Source organism: Pandoraea horticolens (genome assembly GCF_902459555.1).
Taxonomy (GTDB): domain Bacteria; phylum Pseudomonadota; class Gammaproteobacteria; order Burkholderiales; family Burkholderiaceae; genus Pandoraea; species Pandoraea horticolens.
In genome coordinates, this window is the sequence record NZ_CABPSM010000003.1 from 119666 (window position 1) to 137335 (window position 17670).

Sequence of the window (17670 nt, forward strand, 5' to 3'; positions counted from 1 at the left end):
TCAAAGCAGCGCTTTGAGCTTGTGCTTGAGCACCTTGCCCGTCGACGCGGCGGGTAGGGCGTCCAGCACGCGAATCTGCGCAGGGCGCTTGTACGGGGCAAGGCGCGTCGCCGCCCATGCGGCCAGCGATGCCACGTCGATGGTGTGGCTTGGGCGCGCTTCCACAAACGCGATGATCTGCTCGTCACCTTCTTCGGGGCGGCCGAGCACTGCGGCCTGAAGCACATCCGGATGGCTCGTCAGCGCCTGCTCGACTTCGAGCGGGTAGACGTTGAACCCGGAGTGGATGATGAGTTCCTTGGCGCGTCCGGCGAGGAAGAGCGCACCGTCGGCGGTGCGACGGGCAAGATCTCCGGTGCGCAACCAGCCGTCTTCGGTCACGGTGGCGGCCGTGAGTTCCGGCGCGCGGTAGTAGCCGAGCATCACGTTCGGGCCGCGTACCCAGAGTTCGCCCACTTCGCCGTCGGACAGATCCTGTCCGCCACGACCCACGATGCGCACCGCCACACCGGGGATCGCGGGACCGACGGCACAATCGTCGCGCGGCGCATCGAGCAGCGTTTGCGAGACGGTCGGACTGCATTCGGTCAGCCCGTAGCCGTTGTGAATCGGCAGGCCGTAGAACGCTTCGACACGCGCCTTGAGCGCGGCGTCGAGCGGCGAGCCCCCCGAGTAGACGAAGCGCAGACGCGGCGCGATGAGCGAGGCGCCTTGCGTCGTCACGTAGGCCATCAGGCGGGCGTGCATGGCAGGTACGCCTTGCAGGATCGTCAGTCCGTCGTGAGCGAGCGAGTCGAGCACGGCCTCGGGGGTGAAGCGCGCGGCAAGGCGCAGCGTGCCGCCGGCGTACAGCGTGCCGAGACACACTGACGTCAGGCCATAGACGTGCGAGATCGGCAGCACACCGTAAGCGATATCGTCGGCACCGACGCGTCGCAAGGTGCTGGATACCGCCGCGATGAACATCAGATTGCGATGCGAGAGACGAACGCCCTTGGGCGTGCCTGTCGTGCCTGTCGTGTAGATGAGCGCCGCGCATTGCGCCGCCGGGTCGGTTTGCACCGGTTCGACGAGACTGTCGGGATTGACGTCGGACGCCGCGATGGCCCCCAGTGCGAGTTCGGTCCAGACGACCTTGGCGGCATCCGCCCGGGCGTGGGCGGCAGCGTCGGGGGACGCGTCGATCGTGTAGACGGTGCAGCGCGGGCGCGCGTGATCGCGGATCACGCTCAACTCCGTCGGCGAGAGCCGCGCGTTGCTCAGCAGCGGCCAGGCGTCAAGCGATGCGACGGCGAGCAGCAGTACCACATAGGCGATGCCGTTCTCGCCGACGATCATCACGCGGTCGCCGCCCCGCACGCCATGCGCGCGCAGGCGCTCGGCGCTGGCGGCGACGGCGCTCGCCAGTTCGCCGTAGGTCAGACGGCGGAAGTCGTCGATCAGGGCGATGCGGCCGGGCGTTTGCGCGGCGATGCGCGCGGGCAGGGTGTCGATGCGTGCGGGCAGATTCGCGAGCAGCGTGGCCGCGAAGGTGTCTTGAAGCGAGGTGTCGAGAGGGGGAGACATGACCGCATTGTAATGCGGGTGCCGTCATGAGGCCGCGCAGGGGGATGGCCGCAGCGACGCGTCGCGCGTATTCCGGGACCGCAGCGCCGGTGCGTTTCATTACAATAGGCGCCCATGAGCAAGACCAAACACGTCTCGGAAACGCCGGCCACGCAGTTTCTGAAGCAAAAGAAGGTGGCTTTCACGGAACACGTCTATGAGTACGTCGATCATGGCGGCACCGGCGAATCGGCACGTCAGTTGGGCGTGGACGAGCATGTCGTCGTCAAGACCCTCGTCATGGAAGACGAAAAAGCCCGGCCGTTGATCGTGCTCATGCACGGTGACCGGACGGTTTCGACGAAGAATCTCGCGCGCCAGATCGGCGCCAAGCGTGTCGAGCCCTGCAAGCCGGAGGTCGCTCAGCGTTATTCCGGCTATCAGGTGGGGGGCACGTCGCCGTTCGGCACCAAGCGGACGATGACCGTGTACGTCGAGGCATCGATTCTCGATCTGCCGCAGATTTTCATCAATGGCGGACGACGGGGATATCTCATCGGCATTGCGCCTTCCGTGCTGCTCAATACGCTGGGGGCCAAGCCGGTGTCGTGCGCGTTGAGCGACGAGTGACCCCTTAAAGCCCGTATCGGAAGGCCGCCTGCCCGGCACTTTGCGCCTCGGCGCAACCCCGTGTTTGCCAGAATGGGGTGACCGGGCCGCTCAAGTAGAATGGCGGCCAATACAAATTCTGCTCACTAACGAAGTTCATGGCTACACTGGTTTTTATCGTTCTCGCGTATTTGATCGGCTCGATGCCGTTTGCGGTGATCGTCAGCCGCACGATGGGGCTTGCCGATCCACGCAGCTACGGCTCGGGTAATCCGGGCGCCACGAACGTGCTGCGCTCCGGCAACAAGAAAGCCGCTGTGCTCACGCTGATCGGCGACGCCTTCAAGGGCTGGTTTGCCGTGTTCCTCGCAGAACGCTTTGCCGGCGCCTGGGGCGTGGGTGACTTCGGTCTGGCGGCCGTGGCCCTCGCGGTCTTCATCGGCCATCTGTACCCGATCTTCCTGCGCTTCGCGGGCGGCAAGGGCGTGGCGACGGCTGCGGGTGTGCTGCTGGCCATCGATCCGATTCTGGGACTGGCGGTGATCGCCACATGGCTCATCATCGCGATCTTCTTCCGCTATTCGTCGCTCGCCGCGCTGGTGGCCGCCGTATTCGCGCCACTGTACTACGTGTTCATGTTCGGCTTAGGGCCTTACGCGCCGGCGGTGATCGTCATGGCGATTCTGCTGATCCACCGGCACCGCGCGAACATCGGCAAGCTGATGGCGGGCAAGGAAAGCCGCATCGGACAGAAGAAGTAAGGCCGGTATTCCGGCCCGATGCGAGCCGGTTTCGGACAATAAAAAACCCGCAGCGAGTCTGCGGGTTTTGTGTGCCTGCCGCGCGTGTCAGTCGCGGAAGTTGTTGAAGTCGAGCGGGGTGTCGGTCACGTCGCGGCGCAGCAGCGCCATGGCGCTTTGCAGGTCGTCGCGCTTGGCGCCCGAGACACGAACGCTGTCGCCCTGAATGCTTGCCTGCACCTTCATCTTGCTGTCCTTGATCAGACGCACGATCTTCTTGGCCAGGTCGCCTTCGACGCCCTTCTTCACCTTGACGACCTGTTTGACCTTGTCGCCGCTGATCTTCTCGACCTTGCCGTAGTCGAGGAAGCGCACGTCCACGTTGCGCTTGGCCATCTTGCTGACGAGCACCTGTGTGACTTGTTCGAGCTTGAAGTTGTCGTCGGCGAAGAGCGTGAGTTCCTGCTCCTTGTGCTCGACGCGCGAGTCCGATCCCTTGAAGTCGAATCGCGTCGAGATTTCCTTGTTGGCCTGCTCGATGGCGTTCTTGACCTCTACCATGTTGGCTTCGCTAACCACGTCAAACGATGGCATCTGGCTCTCCTGAAATGCAAAGGGTTCGTGAAAACGGCACGCCGGGCGTGCCGGGGTGATACGGGCGGCGGTGGCGTGTCCGTCCGGGGTTGCCGAACGGCGCGGGGCACGGCCGCGCGGCCGGTATAATGATGCGCAAAATTCTTTCGCCCGACATTGTAATTCAGCCGTCGGTCCCGCGTCCCTCCCGGACGACGCCCGGCACGGCGGCGCCCACTGGCTTCACCCTATTCCATGCCCCAGTTGCAACGCGACGTCAGTCTGCGCGAACTCAATACCTTCGGCTTGCCGGCGACCGCCCGCTTCGTCGTGACCATCGACAGCGAGGCGGCGCTTGTCGACGCGCTCGCCATGCCCGAACTGGCGGGCTTGCCGCGTCTGGTACTGGGCGGTGGCAGCAATGTGGTGCTCACGCGTGACTTCGACGGCGTTGTCTTCCGGATGGCCATTCGCGGGCGCGAACGGCTCGCCGACGATGCCCACGCGCGCTACGTACGCGGCGGTGCGGGCGAGGTCTGGCACGAATTCGTCGACTGGACGCTCACGCAGGACTGTCCCGGCTTGGAAAACCTCGCGCTGATTCCCGGTACGCTCGGCGCGGCGCCGATTCAGAACATCGGGGCCTACGGGTTGGAGCTGGCCGAACGCTTCGCCGAAGTGCGCGCGCTCGATACGACGACGGGGTTGTTCGTCACGCTCACCCGCGAGGTATGCGCGTTCGGCTATCGCGATTCGCTGTTCAAACGCGAGCCGGGGCGTTACATCATCGTCGGTGTGACGCTGCGGCTGCCGCAGTCGTGGCAGCCCGTCACTGGCTATGCGGATGTGTCGCGCACGCTCTCCGAGGCGGGTATCGAGCGGCCGGACGCCAGGCAGATCTTCGATGCGGTGGTGGACATTCGCCGTCGCAAACTGCCCGATCCGCTCGAACTCGGCAATGCAGGCAGCTTCTTCAAGAACCCTGTCGTGGATGCGGCGGCGTTCGCCGCGCTGCGTGAGCGCTTTCCGCAGACGGTCGGCTATGCCCAGCCTGACGGCACATGGAAGGTCGCGGCGGGCTGGCTGATCGATCAATGCGGATGGCGCGGCAAGTCGCTCGGCCAGGCAGGTGTGCATGAACGTCAGGCGCTGGTGCTCGTCAATCTCGGCGGCGCGAGGGGCGCCGATATCGTGGCGCTCGCGCGCGCCGTGCAAGCCAGCGTGCAGGAGCGCTTCGGTGTCGCACTCGAGCCCGAACCGCTCATGCTTTGATGGCGGTGGCGTCGGGAAGACGCTGTAAATAGTCGCGCCGCAGGTCGACAGTGGAGCGCACGCCCACGTCTGCGAAGTGCGCTTCGAGCCATCGGCTCGCCGCCTCGCGGCCACGGTCTCGCAGCGTCGTGAGGAAATTCCAGTCGGTGACGAATTTCGTCGATGAGGACAGGTCGTACAGCTCTTTATCTGCACGAATCGAGTGAATCAGCGGGTACTTCAGACGCTTGCGGAACTCCGGCTTGAGCCATCCTTCGTCGAGCAGTTTGTGCACGAACGAGATGGCGCGGAATTCGCGCTGAAGCGACGCGTTGAACGTGATTTCATTCACACGATTCATGATCTGCCCCGGCAACACCGGCTTCTCTTTGCGCTCGATCGGGTTGATGTGCACGATCAGAATGTCGCTCGTGACCGTCTCGTAATAGAACGGATAGAGCGGGGGGTTGCCGAGATAACCACCGTCCCAGTAAAAGTCCTCGTCGATCTTCACCGGTTTGAACAGCCACGGCAGACAGGCCGACGCCATCGCAACGTCGAGCGTAATTTCGTGCGTGCGGAAGATGCGAATGTTACCGGTGCGGATGTTGGTCGCGGAGACGAACAGGTGCGTCTCCGTACTCTCGCGCAAACGATCGAAATCAACCTGCGCTTCGAGCACGGTGCGCAGCGGGTTGATTTCGGCCGCGGGCTGCGAGAACGGCATCATCCACTGCTGCATGCTCTGCATCCAGTCGTGCCAGACCGGGTACTCGGTCGGACGGCCGTTGAGCCAACTGAAGACCGTTTGCGCCCACGCCGTGGCCGACGAGCCCGCTTGGGACACGCCGAGCCAGAAACTGTGCAGCGATTCACGCGCTTTCTCGCGCGGATCGACGCCCGGGCGGTCGAGCAGGCCGTGCGCGAGTACGACGGCGTTCATCGTCCCGGCGGATGCGCCGCTGATGCCTTCGAACTCGAGACGCCCGTCTTCGAGCAATTTGTCGAGCACGCCCCATGTGTACGCGCCGTGAGCGCCACCTCCTTGCAGACCCAGATCGATGCCTTTCCGCTTCGGGCCGCTGCGGCTGCTGCGCGCGGATTTCGTGGATTTGGCGGGGGCGCTGCTGGCCTGCGTGGCATCGGACGTTCCTGCGCTGCCTCTGGTGGCGATGGCGTCGTCGGTGTCGTTGATGTCGTCGTCGGTGCGCTTGCGTGCGCGAGGGTTGGTGGTTTTCCCGGATGCCTTGCCGGTTTGTGCCGGCCGGGTGAGGCCGTCAGGGGGAAGCAGCGGGACATCCGTCGGCTCGAGGTCCGTGCTCGTGTCGTTCGCTGGCGGTGCAACGGCGTCGGCCGTCAGAGAGGATTGGAATGACGCCTGCGTATCGGCAGGCGTTGCAGAAGACTTGTCACCGGCAGTATCGTCGGCGGATTCGGGGGGAAGACGCGACATAGTGAGTAGCGGCGCCGGGCCGCGCTGAACCGGCCGAGAGGGCAACGGCGCGAGAAGTTACGCGCCATCGCGATGCTGGCCAGTCGGTTAGCCGTAGTGGCAGACGTAATCGAGCGTCTCGACGACCTCGATATCGAACTTGCTATTGCCCGGCACGGAGAACTGCTGACCGGCGGCATATTCCTGCCACTCGGTTTGACCGGCCAGACGGATGTGACAACGACCGCCTGTGACTTCCATGATTTCCGGTGCATCGGTACCGAACTGGAGCGTGGCCGGGAAGATCACACCCAGCGTCTTGCGCGTACCGTCCGGGAACAGCACGGTGTGGGAAACACACTTGCCGTCGAAATAAGTGTTGGCGCGCTTGATTACGGAAACGTTGTCAAACTGCGTTGCGTTTTGCGTCATGACCGAATGCGGTGTCGAATGCGATGGAAAGTCGCGATGGAAGGTCGATATGCTTGCCCTGCTGAGGCAAGCGTGAATTCATGCTAGCACGTTTCGAACGTCCACTCGTCGCACTTTTGTGCATTGCACAACGAATCTGCCCCATTATGGTGCAAATTGAGAAATGTTCTGACGGACGGCCCGAACTGCGTCGCGCTGCATGAAACGCACGTCCATAAGGGACGCTGGCGCGTCAGCGATGATAGCGGAACGTCAATCGCGATGGGGGACGGCGGCGTTGCGGGCAGGGGAAAGCAGGATGGCGGTGGCGGGCGAGGAAGGTTGGATGTCTGAGGCCGCCCGGACGACATTGCGTCGCCCGGGCGCGGCGGCCCTTGTATTACACGCGACCCAGCATCAGGTACTCCATGAGCGCCTTCTGCACGTGTAGACGGTTCTCGGCTTCGTCCCAGACGACGCTTTGCGCACCGTCGATGACGTCGGCCGAGACTTCTTCGCCCCGGTGAGCGGGCAGGCAGTGCATGAACAGGGCGTCGGCCTTCGCTTGTTGCATGAGGTCGGCATTCACGCACCATTGAGCGAAAGCCGCCTTCCGCGCTTCGTTTTCGGCTTCGTAACCCATGCTCGTCCACACGTCGGTCGACACGAGGTCGGCGCCTTCGCAGGCTTGGCGCGGGTCGTCGAACTCACGTACGAACGGACGGCTCGATTCAGCCACCATCGCCTGATCGAGGCGATAGCCCGGCGGCGTCGAGATGTTGAACTGGAAGCCGAAGATCTTGGCGGCCTGAATCCACGTGTACGACATGTTGTTCGCGTCGCCGATCCAGGTCACGGTCTTGCCCTTGATCGGGCCGCGATGCTCGTAGTACGTGAAGATGTCGGCCAGTACCTGACACGGGTGGTACTCGTTGGTCAAACCGTTGATCACGGGCACGCGCGAGTGCTGCGCGAAGCGCTCGATGATCTCCTGACCGAAGGTACGGATCATGATGATGTCGGTCATGCGCGAGATCACCTGAGCGGCATCTTCGATCGGCTCGCCGCGGCCGAGCTGCGTGTCGCGCGTGTTCAGGAACACGGCGTGGCCGCCCAGCTGGTGAATCCCGGCTTCGAACGACAGGCGCGTGCGCGTCGAGCTTTTCTCGAAAATCATCGCCAGCGTGCGGTCGTGCAGCGGGTGGTAGGTCTCGTAGTTCTTGAATTTCTTCTTGAGGATGCGAGTGCGCTCGAGCACGTAGTCGTACTCGTCGAGCGTCAGATCCGAGAATTGAAGGTAATGCTTGATGGGTTTGGCGGTGGTCATTTGGATGTTCTGCTGGAGGCCGATATTGCGGGAATTCGAAGGGAACTCGCTCGCTTACGGCACGACGAACAAGCCTTGAGGCCTGTCCCCCGGGCAGGCTCGTGAAGGTGTTCTACCGGTTGCTGGCTTCAGGGGAACAACCCCTAGTCTACCAAATCGTTTTGCCGTCACACGAAAAGCGTATGATCGAGCCCGCTGCTGCACAGCCGAAAACGGCTGGCAAGACCGAAAAAAACATCTGCAGTAATGGAGGGGGACGGGTTTGAGTCTTATATAAGATATAATACTGTCTCTGTCGGCTGCGCTACCCGCGGTATGGCCGTCCAGGTGTTTTTTGAGGTGATTGAGCGATATGACCGACCAGGTTTCCGCGCGCGAGTATTTCATCCAGGGGCTCACCCGGGGTGGCAAGAAGTTCCGGCCGAGTGACTGGGCGGAGCGTCTGTGCGGCGCCGTGTCGTTCTGCGGCCGAAGTGATACCGGCCCGAACGCATACATGCAGTACTCCCCCTATGTGCGTCCGATTATGGTGGGTGACGTCAAATGCGTCGTCGTTGACGAGCGGTTGCGCGACATCGAGCCGATGGCTTTCGATTTCGTGATGAACTTCGCGCGTGACAACGATTTGCAACTGACCGAAGCCTGCTTCGTCCCCGACGTCAAGTAATTCCCCTCGGCCGTTTTTCGGCCAGACGTGAGTGCCGGGCCTTTGGCCCTGACTCACCGTCGATCCGAACGTCCCCGGCCGGTCGGCACTTCTGTTCCCGTAAGACTTCCCTCGACGGTTTGATTTTTCCACGATGCTCGTGGCTTGAGTCCGTTCGCTTGCGCATGGGCCGGGACCGCGCACAGCTTCGCCCGCGTAGAGGGGGATGGCCGATCTCGCAGGCTGAAACGATGGTTGGGTTGGGCTGAGGGAGAGGTGGGGAGGTGGGGGCTCAGCGAGCACACCAAAGAAAAAAGCCCGCATCAAGCGGGCTTTTTAGTGTCCCGACCGTAGTCGGAACCGGCAAGCAACTTATTCTGCTTTGCAGCTTACGCTGTCTTAGGCAGCAGCCGACATCGCCTTGATGGCGGCCGACAGACGGCTCTTTTGACGAGCAGCGGTGTTCTTGTGAACGATCTTCTTGTCGGCGATGATGTCGATCGTCTTGGCCGACGTGCGCAGGACTTCCTTCGCAGCAGCTTGGTCGCCGGCGGCGATAGCCTTGCGGACAGCCTTCACAGCCGTGCGCAGGCGCGAGCGCAGTGCCGAGTTGTGGGCGTTGATCTTAACGGTTTGACGCGCGCGCTTGCGTGCTTGTGCGGTATTTGCCATGTTCGGTGAATTCCTTGAATTGCTCCGCCTGATGCGGCTTCTATGCAGTTTGGCTCGGCTCCCTGGGAGACACGGTGGCCAGGAAGCAATCCATTGACTTCGAAACCGTCGATTATAGCCGAAGGCCAACGGAAATTGCAACTTCTTTGCTGCAATGCTGTGCGTATAATACGCGCAACATGAATTTGCTCAAAGCTCTCGCTACGGTCAGCGGTTTTACGATGCTTTCGCGCATCACCGGTCTGATCCGTGAAATTCTTATCGCGCGCATGTTTGGTGCCGGTCCCATGACCGATGCCTACAACGTCGCGTTCCGCATTCCCAACCTGCTGCGCCGCTTGTCCGCTGAAGGGGCGTTTTCGCAGGCATTCGTGCCGATTCTGGCCGAATTCAAATCGCAGCGTAGTGAAGAGGAGACGAAAACCCTCGTCGATTCGGTCACGACGGTGCTGTTTTGGGTACTGTTGTCGATCACGATTGCCGGGGTGCTTGGCGCGTCGGGCGTTGTCTACGCAGTAGCCACGGGTCTCGCGCACGAGAACGGTACGTTCGACGCCGCTGTCTTCATGACCCGCGTGATGTTCCCGTACATCACCCTCATTTCGATCACGACACTTGCCGCCGGGGTGCTCAATACCTGGCGTCAGTTCTCGATGCCCGCGTTTGCGCCGGTACTGCTCAACGTCAGTTCGATCGTCGCATCGCTGTGGGTTGCCCCGCATTTGGAGACACCGGTCTACGCACTGGCCTACGCCGTGATCGTCGGGGGTGTGCTGCAACTGGTGATCCAACTCCCGGCGCTCGCGCGCATCGGCATGGTGCCGCGAATCACCATCAACGTGGCTGCGGCCCTGCGCAACGCCGGGGTGAAGCGGGTGCTGGCGAAGATGGTGCCGGCAACGCTCGCGGTATCGGTGGCCCAGATCAGCCTGATCATCAATACGAACATCGCGTCGCGTCTCGCGCAGGGCAGCGTGTCGTGGCTGGCGTACGCCGACCGGTTGATGGAATTCCCGACGGCGCTGCTGGGCGTGGCGCTGGGCACGATCCTGCTGCCGAGTCTGTCGCGCGCCAATGCAGACGGCGACGCCGTGGAGTATTCTGCGCTGCTGGACTGGGGGCTGCGCCTGACGTTCCTGCTCGCGATGCCGAGCGCCGTGGGACTCTTCGTCTACGCCGAGCCGCTGACCGCAACGCTTTATCAATATGGCCGTTTCGACGCGACCGACGTCGCGATGACGGCGCATGCGCTCACGGCCTATGGCGTGGGACTGGTCGGCCTGATTCTCATCAAGATTCTGGCGCCGGGGTTCTACGCCAAGCAGGACATCAAGACGCCGGTGAAGATCGCCGTTGTCGTGCTCATCGCCACGCAGCTCTCGAACCTGCTTTTCGTGCGCTGGTTCGCGCATGCCGGATTGTCGCTGTCGATTGGTGTCGGCGCATGCATGAATGCCGCGCTGCTGTTCGCTGGACTCTACAAACGCGGCATCTACCGGCCGGCGCCGGGTTGGCGGCTGTTCTTCGTGCAATTGCTCGCCGCCTGCCTGATTCTGGCCGGCGTGCTGTTGTGGTTCACCCAGAGTTTCGACTGGGTCGCGCTCGGGGCTCGGCCACTCTCGCGTATTGCCCTGCTTGGCGCCAGTCTGATTCTATGCGCCGTGGTGTATTTCGGGGCATTATTCCTCATGGGTTTCAATTTCTCGTTCTTCCGCCGACGCACTCGCTAGTGCCCCACTAGCGGGCCGCTGACACGGCAGAATCCACGGATACCGCATGGCAAATCGAATTCTCGAGTATTTTGCTGCGCTGGTTGCGTCCGACGACGGTCTGCCGCTTACCGAAGCGGCCATCGCAATCGCGCAAGACGTTTATCCGGATCTCGACGTGCAGGACACGCTGACCCAGATCGATGCGCTTGCCGCGCGTCTGGCCAAGCGTCTGCCGCCGGATGCCGGGCCGCTGCAAAAGCTCCAACTGCTTGACCATTATTTCTTCCGCGAACTTGGATTCGCCGCCAACCAGAACGACTATTACGACCCGGACAACAGCCACTTGCATGTTGTGCTGGATCGTCGTCGCGGCATTCCCATCTCGTTGGCCGTGCTTTGCATGGAGATCGGTCACCAGATCGGCTTGCCTTTGCGCGGATTGTCGTTCCCGGGACATTTCCTGCTGCGGCTTGCCGTGCCGGCTGGCGACGTGGTCATCGACCCGCTCTCGGGCAATTCGCTTTCGCCGCAACGGCTGCTCGAGATGGTCGAGCCGTATCTGAAACACTATCGCGACGAAAGCGCCGAGCCGATTCAGGAACTGGCGTTGTGGGCGCTGCTGCACCCGTTCCTGGAGCCTGCGACCCCGCGCGAAATCCTCGCCCGGATGCTGCGCAATCTGCGAGCGATCTACACGCAGAGCGAACGCTGGGAGCGTTTGCTCGCCGTTCAGGAGCGCATGGTGCTGGTCTTGCCCGACCAGCCTGCCGAGAAACGGGATCGCGGGTTGGCCTATGCGCGTCTCGGACTGGTACGTCCGGCGCAGGACGATCTCGAACACTATCTGGGCAAGCGTCCCGACGCAGACGACGCCGAAGCCATCCGTCAGGTACTCGACGATCTGAGTCGTCGTCCGGGAAGCCACGGCTAGCGCTCGACCGCTCCCTTTTCGTTGCGTTGTACGAAGAACGCCAGCCTTACCGGCTGGCGTTTTGCTTTTTCACCTCGATGGTCGAGGTGTTTGGCTTTTCACGCCGATTGCGCCGCGAGTTCCTGAACTCGCCGCTGCAATCCCAGTTTGTAACCGAAATGGAAGAACACTTCAGCCATCAGGAACATCGGTGCGATAAATATCTGAAAGAGGTTGTCGAGCAGGGCGGGCTTACGGCCCTCGAAATGGTGCCCGATCAGTTGAATGACCCAGCCGCCGACGAACAGCACGCCAAAGACGGTCAGCGCCCAAGGCCACGGCAGTCGGGCCAGATGTTGCGTGAGCGCCAGCAGCGCGGCGAAAAAGGCGGTCATGGCCAGTGCCAGCGGGACATCGAGCAGGAAGTAATACATCAGCAGCACCAGCACGATGACATGCGTGGCGTTCAGGCCGCTCGGCCCGAGCGGCACCCACGAGAACGCCTGCATTACAGCAAGAATAATCATGGGAACGCCGAAGAAATGGGTGAGACGATTCTTGGGACTGCGGTGATAGCGCTGATAAAACGACATCTGTTGCGCCAGTGATTTCATGCCAGCCTCCTGCCTCGGGGACGGGGACACTGCAAGGGCGCCGGTGATGGAACCGGCGTCTGAGCCGACCGCAAGATGCGGTCGGGATTTCATTGTAGTCACAGTCGAAACGATATTTTGCTGCGCCGCGACAAAGTGACTCGAATGCCGCGTGCAGGCATTTCCGATCCTATTTCGGTTGCATGCGGATCGCGCCGTCAAGCCGAATGACTTCGCCATTGAGCATCGGATTGCGCACGATCTGCTCCACGAGCATGGCGTATTCCGCCGGTTTGCCCAGCCGGGGCGGGAACGGCACCATTTGCCCGAGCGACGCCTGCACTTCGGCCGGCATGGCGAGCATCATGGGGGTCTCGAAAATGCCCGGCGCGATAGTCATCACGCGGATTCCGCTACGCGACAGATCGCGTGCCACCGGTAACGTCAGGCTTACCACGCCACCTTTGGAGGCCGCATACGCTGCCTGCCCCATCTGACCGTCGAAGGCGGCGACCGAGGCGGTATTGACGATCACGCCGCGTTCGCCTTCGCCGTTCGGTTCGCACTGACTCATCGCAGCGGCGGCGAGCCGAATCATGTTGAATGTGCCGATCAGGTTGATCTGGATGACGCGGGAGAAGGTGTCGAGGGGGTGGGGGCCGTCGCGGCCCACGGTCTTGCCGCCAATCGCGATGCCCGCGCAATTGACGAGACCGCGCAGTGTGCCAAGTGCGCTAGCTGCCGCCACCGCCGCCTTGCCATCGTCTTCGCGCGTGACGTCGCATTTGACGAACTTGCCGCCGAGCTTCTCAGCGAGCGCTTCACCCTCATCGACGTTCACGTCGGCGAGCACGACCTTTGCGCCGAGTCCGGCAAGCCAGCGCGCGGCAGCTGCACCCAGGCCCGAGGCGCCACCGGTGATCAGAAACACATTGCCCTGAATTTCCATGCGTCATCCTCCTTTGGCAAAAAAGGCGGCGCAGTGTGAACTGGCCGCCTTTTTCTAAAGCGTCATTGAGGCTTACCCGACCGGGCGCACCAAGTGTCGCACCGGGTTATGCGGGCGGCGCCGATGTGCTTACTTCAGTGCATCGAACACGCGCGCGCGGATGTCGTCCACGCTGCCCTGGCCCGAGATCTTGCGATACTGCGGTGCCTCGACAATCGAGCCCGGGCTGCCATGCTTCGCCCAATCCGAATAGTAGGCGACGAGCGGCTTGGTTTGCGATTCGTAGACGGCGAGGCGCTTCTTGACGGTTTCTTCCTTGTCGTCTTCGCGCTGCACGAGCGGTTCGCCGGTCACGTCGTCCTTGCCTTCCACTTTGGGCGGGTTGAAAGTGACGTGATACGTGCGGCCCGACGCCGGGTGCGTACGACGGCCGCTCATGCGGGTAATGATCTCGTCGAACGGCACGTCGATTTCGAGCACGAAGTCGATAGCGACGCCGGCTTCCTTCATGGCTTCCGCCTGCGCGATCGTGCGCGGGAAACCGTCGAACAGATAGCCGTTCTTGCAATCGTCGGCGGTCAGGCGTTCACGCACCATGCCGATGATGACGCCGTCCGGCACGAGGTCGCCTGCGTCCATGAAGCGCTTGGCTTCGAGGCCAAGTTGGGTGCCTTCCTTGATCGCGGCGCGCAGCATGTCGCCGGTCGAGATTTGCGGAATGCCGAATTTTTCTTTGATGAATGTTGCTTGGGTGCCCTTGCCGGCCCCGGGTGCCCCCAACAAAATCAGACGCATTGATGACTCCTGAAAGTTTGTGATTTGTGAATGCAGTGCGTGCGGCAGGCCGGTGCGTCTCCGGCAATCTGCGGCGGTTGCGGGTCCTGTGACCGGCCAACCGCGCTGCGCGCAGACGCCGCGCTCGGCAGGGCGCGGCGCGCGCGACCGGGGGTCTGCTCGCGAGAATCAGAGGGATTATGCCACGACGCGCCCGCCCGGCGGCGTTTTGCCGCGTCGTGAAAGTCCCGCCGGTGCGATTTCCGGGACACCTGCGCGCGTTTCGCGCCGGTGCGACAGCCCTGAAATTCGAACGAGATCGGACTTTAGTTTTGCAGCATTGCGCGAACGCGTTCGAGATCTTCGGTGGTGTCGACACCCGGTAGCGGCGCATCGCCGGTCACTAGCACCGCAATGCGTTCGCCATGCCAGAGTGCCCGAAGTTGTTCGAGCGACTCGGCGGTCTCGATCGGCGCTTGCGGCAGGCTCGGATAGCTGCGCAGAAACTTGGCGCGATAGGCGTAAAGCCCGATGTGACGGAAGATCGGCGTGGTCGCCGCAGGCAGGCTCGCCGTATGGGTAAGCCCGGCGGACCATGCGTCGCGCGACCAGGGAATGGGCGCGCGAGAAAAGTAGAGTGCCCGGCCATGCACGTCGAGCACGACCTTGACGACGTTCGGGGAGAAAATCTCCGCGTTGTCGGTAATCGGGTGCGCGGCGGTCGAAAGCGCACATTCCGGATGCTCCGCCAGATGTGCGGCCACCGCATGGATCAGCCGCGGATCGATGAGCGGCTCGTCGCCCTGCACGTTGACGACGATGGTGTCGTCGGACCACCCCTGCTGGACGGCCACCTCGGCAAGACGATCGGTACCCGTAGGGTGATCGGCGCGCGTCAGCACCGCGTCGAAGCCATGCGCAGAGACGGCATCGACCACGCGCTGAGCGTCGGTGGCGACGACGACCTGGCACGCTCCCGACTCACGCGCGCGCTCCGCCACACGCACGACCATCGGCTTGCCGCCAATATCCGCGAGCGGTTTGTTGGGCAGACGTGTCGACGCGAGGCGTGCCGGCACCACAGCGACGAAGTCGACAGTGTTGATCGAATCGCTCACGATGCGGACTTGTCGTCGTTCAGGGCGACCGGAGTCCCCTCGACAGACTGGCGCGCTTCGTCTGCCAGCATGACGGGAATGCCATCGCGAATCGGATAGGCGAGTTTGTCTGCGTGGCAAATCAGCTCCTGGGCTTTCTTGTCGTACTCCAGGGGGCCCTTGCACAACGGGCAGACGAGAATCTCAAACAGTCGGTTGTCCACGCAATTTCTCCACTACCAGTGATACGAGGCGTGCATCGAGCGCGGCCTCGGCAGGTACGGCCCACACTCGCGGGTCGGACCAGGTGACGCATTTTACTGCATCCTTTTCGGTGATAAGGATGGCGTCGGCGGCCACGCCGTCGAACGGATTCGATGCAAAATCGTAATGATCGGGCAACGCGAGCGTCTCGATTTGCAGACCTGCGGCCCGCAGCGCGGCGAAGAAGCGCTCAGGCGCGCCGATGCCGGCCGCCGCCAGCACGCGTTTGCCAGCGAAGTGCGAAAGCGCCCGGGTGAGCCCAGGCTGGCTCACACACCACGCATCGCCCAGCGTGAGCGTGAGCCGCCACGTGTGCGGCCATTCGGGCAGCGTTCGACCGTATGGATCGTTGATGAGATTGGCGTCGCGCTGACGCGACAGCGGTTCGCGCAGCGGCCCGGCGGGCAGCAGGAAACCGTTGCCGCCCAGGCGATGGTCGAAGACGGCGATCTCGACGTCGCGTGCCAGTGCGTAATGCTGGAGGCCATCGTCGCAGACGATGACGTCGCATGCCGGATGCGCGGCGAGCAATGCATGGCCACCTTCGACCCGCGACGGCCACACCCACACCGGGGCACCGGTGCGCTTGGCAATCAGCAGCGGTTCGTCACCGACGTCTTCGGGCCGTGCCGCCACGCCGACTTCGGTCGGACGAGGCAGCGTTGCCCCGTATCCGCGCGAGAGTACCCCCGGCGCATAACCGTGCGCACGCAGTGCGCCGACGAGCGCGATGACGGTTGGGGTTTTGCCTGTTCCGCCGACTGTCAGATTACCGACCACGACGACAGGCACGGGCAGCCGCGTCGACCTCCTCCAGCCCTGGCGAAAGCTCAGGCGCCGCCATGCGGCAATGGCGCCGAAAACCCACGATACGGGCCACAACAGCCAGGCGACGAGTCCCCGCCGTTGCCATTGCGCACTCACCCAATGCACAAGCGAGCCCGACAGGCGCGGCACCAATGCGCGCGAACGCGTGCCGTTGGTCTGGCCTGAGGGGGATAGCGGCGTGGTCATCGGGAGCGGGAGGGTGCCTCGCCGTGGGCGGCAGTCGAGCGCGCGGCGAAGGTCAGTCGCGACAGGCCGGCCTCGCGGGCGGCTTCCATCACGTTGATGACTGACTGATGGGGGCTCTTGGCGTCGGCGTTAACGATGATGACCGGTGATTCGACGCTGTCATTCGCGGGGCCTGCCGCCTGACGCAGCGCTGCCGTGAGACTGGCCACATCGCGTTGCCCGAGCGGGTGCCGGTCGATGGCGTAACTACCGTCAGCACCGACCGATATCACGATCTGACGCGGCGGCACGACAGCCTTTTCTGCATCGGCAGTCGGCAGATTGACCTTGAGCGCGGTGTATCGCGTATAGGTCGTGGTGACCATCAGGAAGATCAGAATGACGAGCAGCACATCGATGAGCGGGATCAGATTGATCTCCGGCTCGTCGCGCGTGGAGAGACCTCGACGGAAATTCATCGCGTGTCTCTCGGATCAGTGCCGCGGCAGCGTGGCATCGAGAAAATGGACGGCTTGCGTCTCGAGTTCGACCAGAAACGCATCGACGCGAGTGCGATAGTAGCGATAGAAGATCATCGCCGGAATCGCGATCATCAGACCGAAGCCGGTGTTGTAAAGGGCCACCGAAATGCCGTGTGCCAGTTGCGCCGGGTCGGTGCCCGTGGCGTCTTGCGCGCCGAAAATCTCGATCATGCCGATGACCGTGCCGAACAGCCCCATCAACGGTGCGACCGAGGCAATGGTGCCCAGCGCGGGCAGGAAGCGTTCGAGTTCATGCGCGACCGCACGCCCGGTCTCCTCCAGTGCTTCCTTGGCGCTTTCGCGCGGCCCTTGCGGGTTGTGTGCGACGAAACGAACGCCGGTGGCCAATACGCGCCCGAGCATCGAGCCGCGTGCCAACGCTTCGGTGGCGTCCTGTTTGGCCGAACCGCGGCGGGCAAGCGTGATCGCGTTTTCGAGCACTCCGCTTGGCAGCACGCGCGCGCGACGCAAGGACAGGGCGCGCTCGACGATCAGGGCAAGGGCGATAACGGAAGCGATGAGAAGTGGCCAGATGGGCCAGCCGGCGGCCTGGATAACGGCGAACAAAGACGACCTCTTGCTTGGTGCGGGGGATGGGGCAAACGAGTCCGAACTGTAGCGTGCAGGGTG

At 62.9% G+C, this 17670-nt stretch carries 20 protein-coding genes; 6 read left to right on the forward strand and 14 right to left on the reverse strand.

Translation table 11 applies throughout. From position 1 onward, the window contains the following. Positions 1-1566, reverse strand: coding sequence for a class I adenylate-forming enzyme family protein (locus PHO31112_RS07205; protein WP_150619880.1), 1566 nt, complete (start codon positions 1564-1566; stop codon positions 1-3). A 114-nt stretch (positions 1567-1680) separates the two neighbouring features. On the opposite strand from PHO31112_RS07205, the gene ybaK reads away from it, so the two are divergent. Then, positions 1681-2175, forward strand: a complete 495-nt coding sequence (gene ybaK / locus PHO31112_RS07210; protein WP_150619881.1) for a Cys-tRNA(Pro) deacylase — start codon at positions 1681-1683, stop codon at positions 2173-2175. A 137-nt stretch (positions 2176-2312) separates the two neighbouring features. Next, on the forward strand, positions 2313-2915 hold the full coding sequence (gene plsY / locus PHO31112_RS07215; RefSeq protein WP_150619882.1) for a glycerol-3-phosphate 1-O-acyltransferase PlsY: 603 nt from the start codon (positions 2313-2315) through the stop codon (positions 2913-2915). 87 nt (positions 2916-3002) lie between these two features. On the opposite strand, the gene PHO31112_RS07220 is transcribed toward plsY, so the two are convergent. Further along, entirely contained in the window at positions 3003-3488 is a 486-nt protein-coding gene (locus tag PHO31112_RS07220) for a YajQ family cyclic di-GMP-binding protein (RefSeq protein ID WP_010807150.1), read from the reverse strand. 234 nt (positions 3489-3722) lie between these two features. Here PHO31112_RS07220 and murB point away from each other — a divergent pair, with 234 nt between their 5' ends. Next, a complete protein-coding gene (murB, locus tag PHO31112_RS07225; protein WP_150619883.1) occupies positions 3723-4739 on the forward strand; it encodes a UDP-N-acetylmuramate dehydrogenase in 1017 nt (338 codons plus the stop codon). On the opposite strand, the gene PHO31112_RS07230 is transcribed toward murB, so the two are convergent. The 3 genes from PHO31112_RS07230 to argF form a co-directional block, all read right to left on the reverse strand. Continuing rightward, positions 4729-6171, reverse strand: a complete 1443-nt coding sequence (locus PHO31112_RS07230) for a patatin-like phospholipase family protein (RefSeq protein WP_150619884.1) — start codon at positions 6169-6171, stop codon at positions 4729-4731. The two genes, murB and PHO31112_RS07230, sit on opposite strands and share 11 nt — an antisense overlap. Before the next feature lie 87 nt (positions 6172-6258). Further along, the gene (gene ppnP / locus PHO31112_RS07235; RefSeq protein ID WP_150619885.1) at positions 6259-6582 is read right to left on the reverse strand and encodes a pyrimidine/purine nucleoside phosphorylase; all 324 of its coding nucleotides are present in this window, start codon (positions 6580-6582) and stop codon (positions 6259-6261) included. 379 nt (positions 6583-6961) lie between these two features. After that, the gene (argF, locus tag PHO31112_RS07240) at positions 6962-7888 is read right to left on the reverse strand and encodes an ornithine carbamoyltransferase (RefSeq protein ID WP_150619886.1); all 927 of its coding nucleotides are present in this window, start codon (positions 7886-7888) and stop codon (positions 6962-6964) included. 352 nt (positions 7889-8240) lie between these two features. On the opposite strand from argF, the gene PHO31112_RS07245 reads away from it, so the two are divergent. Then, complete coding sequence (locus PHO31112_RS07245) at positions 8241-8555, forward strand: DUF3579 domain-containing protein (protein WP_150559827.1); 315 nt, start codon at positions 8241-8243, stop codon at positions 8553-8555. Positions 8556-8933: 378 nt separating this feature from the next. On the opposite strand, the gene rpsT is transcribed toward PHO31112_RS07245, so the two are convergent. Continuing rightward, positions 8934-9206 carry a 30S ribosomal protein S20 gene (gene rpsT / locus PHO31112_RS07250; protein WP_039367301.1) on the reverse strand — a complete coding sequence of 91 codons (273 nt, stop codon included), beginning with the start codon at positions 9204-9206 and terminating at the stop codon, positions 8934-8936. A gap of 179 nt (positions 9207-9385) precedes the next feature. On the opposite strand from rpsT, the gene murJ reads away from it, so the two are divergent. Further along, positions 9386-10936, forward strand: coding sequence for a murein biosynthesis integral membrane protein MurJ (gene murJ, locus PHO31112_RS07255; protein WP_150619887.1), 1551 nt, complete (start codon positions 9386-9388; stop codon positions 10934-10936). 46 nt (positions 10937-10982) lie between these two features. Further along, complete coding sequence (locus PHO31112_RS07260) at positions 10983-11849, forward strand: SirB1 family protein (protein WP_150619888.1); 867 nt, start codon at positions 10983-10985, stop codon at positions 11847-11849. 98 nt (positions 11850-11947) lie between these two features. Here PHO31112_RS07260 and PHO31112_RS07265 read toward each other — a convergent pair whose 3' ends face one another. From PHO31112_RS07265 to PHO31112_RS07300, 8 genes are all read right to left on the reverse strand, one after another. Beyond that, complete coding sequence (locus PHO31112_RS07265) at positions 11948-12442, reverse strand: Mpo1 family 2-hydroxy fatty acid dioxygenase (protein WP_174995597.1); 495 nt, start codon at positions 12440-12442, stop codon at positions 11948-11950. Positions 12443-12611: 169 nt separating this feature from the next. Beyond that, the gene (locus tag PHO31112_RS07270; protein ID WP_150619890.1) at positions 12612-13370 is read right to left on the reverse strand and encodes an SDR family NAD(P)-dependent oxidoreductase; all 759 of its coding nucleotides are present in this window, start codon (positions 13368-13370) and stop codon (positions 12612-12614) included. A gap of 129 nt (positions 13371-13499) precedes the next feature. Then, entirely contained in the window at positions 13500-14165 is a 666-nt protein-coding gene (gene adk, locus PHO31112_RS07275; protein WP_150619891.1) for an adenylate kinase, read from the reverse strand. Positions 14166-14470: 305 nt separating this feature from the next. Next, complete coding sequence (gene kdsB, locus PHO31112_RS07280) at positions 14471-15262, reverse strand: 3-deoxy-manno-octulosonate cytidylyltransferase (RefSeq protein WP_150619892.1); 792 nt, start codon at positions 15260-15262, stop codon at positions 14471-14473. Next, positions 15259-15465 (reverse strand): Trm112 family protein, encoded by a 207-nt coding sequence (locus PHO31112_RS07285; protein WP_150619893.1) that lies wholly within the window; start codon positions 15463-15465, stop codon positions 15259-15261. The genes kdsB and PHO31112_RS07285 overlap by 4 nt, the downstream gene beginning before the upstream one ends. Beyond that, complete coding sequence (gene lpxK / locus PHO31112_RS07290) at positions 15446-16462, reverse strand: tetraacyldisaccharide 4'-kinase (RefSeq protein WP_150620101.1); 1017 nt, start codon at positions 16460-16462, stop codon at positions 15446-15448. Before lpxK ends, PHO31112_RS07285 begins: the two co-directional genes overlap by 20 nt. Before the next feature lie 53 nt (positions 16463-16515). Next, on the reverse strand, positions 16516-16977 hold the full coding sequence (locus PHO31112_RS07295; protein WP_150619894.1) for an ExbD/TolR family protein: 462 nt from the start codon (positions 16975-16977) through the stop codon (positions 16516-16518). A 15-nt stretch (positions 16978-16992) separates the two neighbouring features. Then, a complete protein-coding gene (locus PHO31112_RS07300; protein WP_010807134.1) occupies positions 16993-17607 on the reverse strand; it encodes a MotA/TolQ/ExbB proton channel family protein in 615 nt (204 codons plus the stop codon). Between the last annotated feature and the right edge of the window lie 63 nt (positions 17608-17670).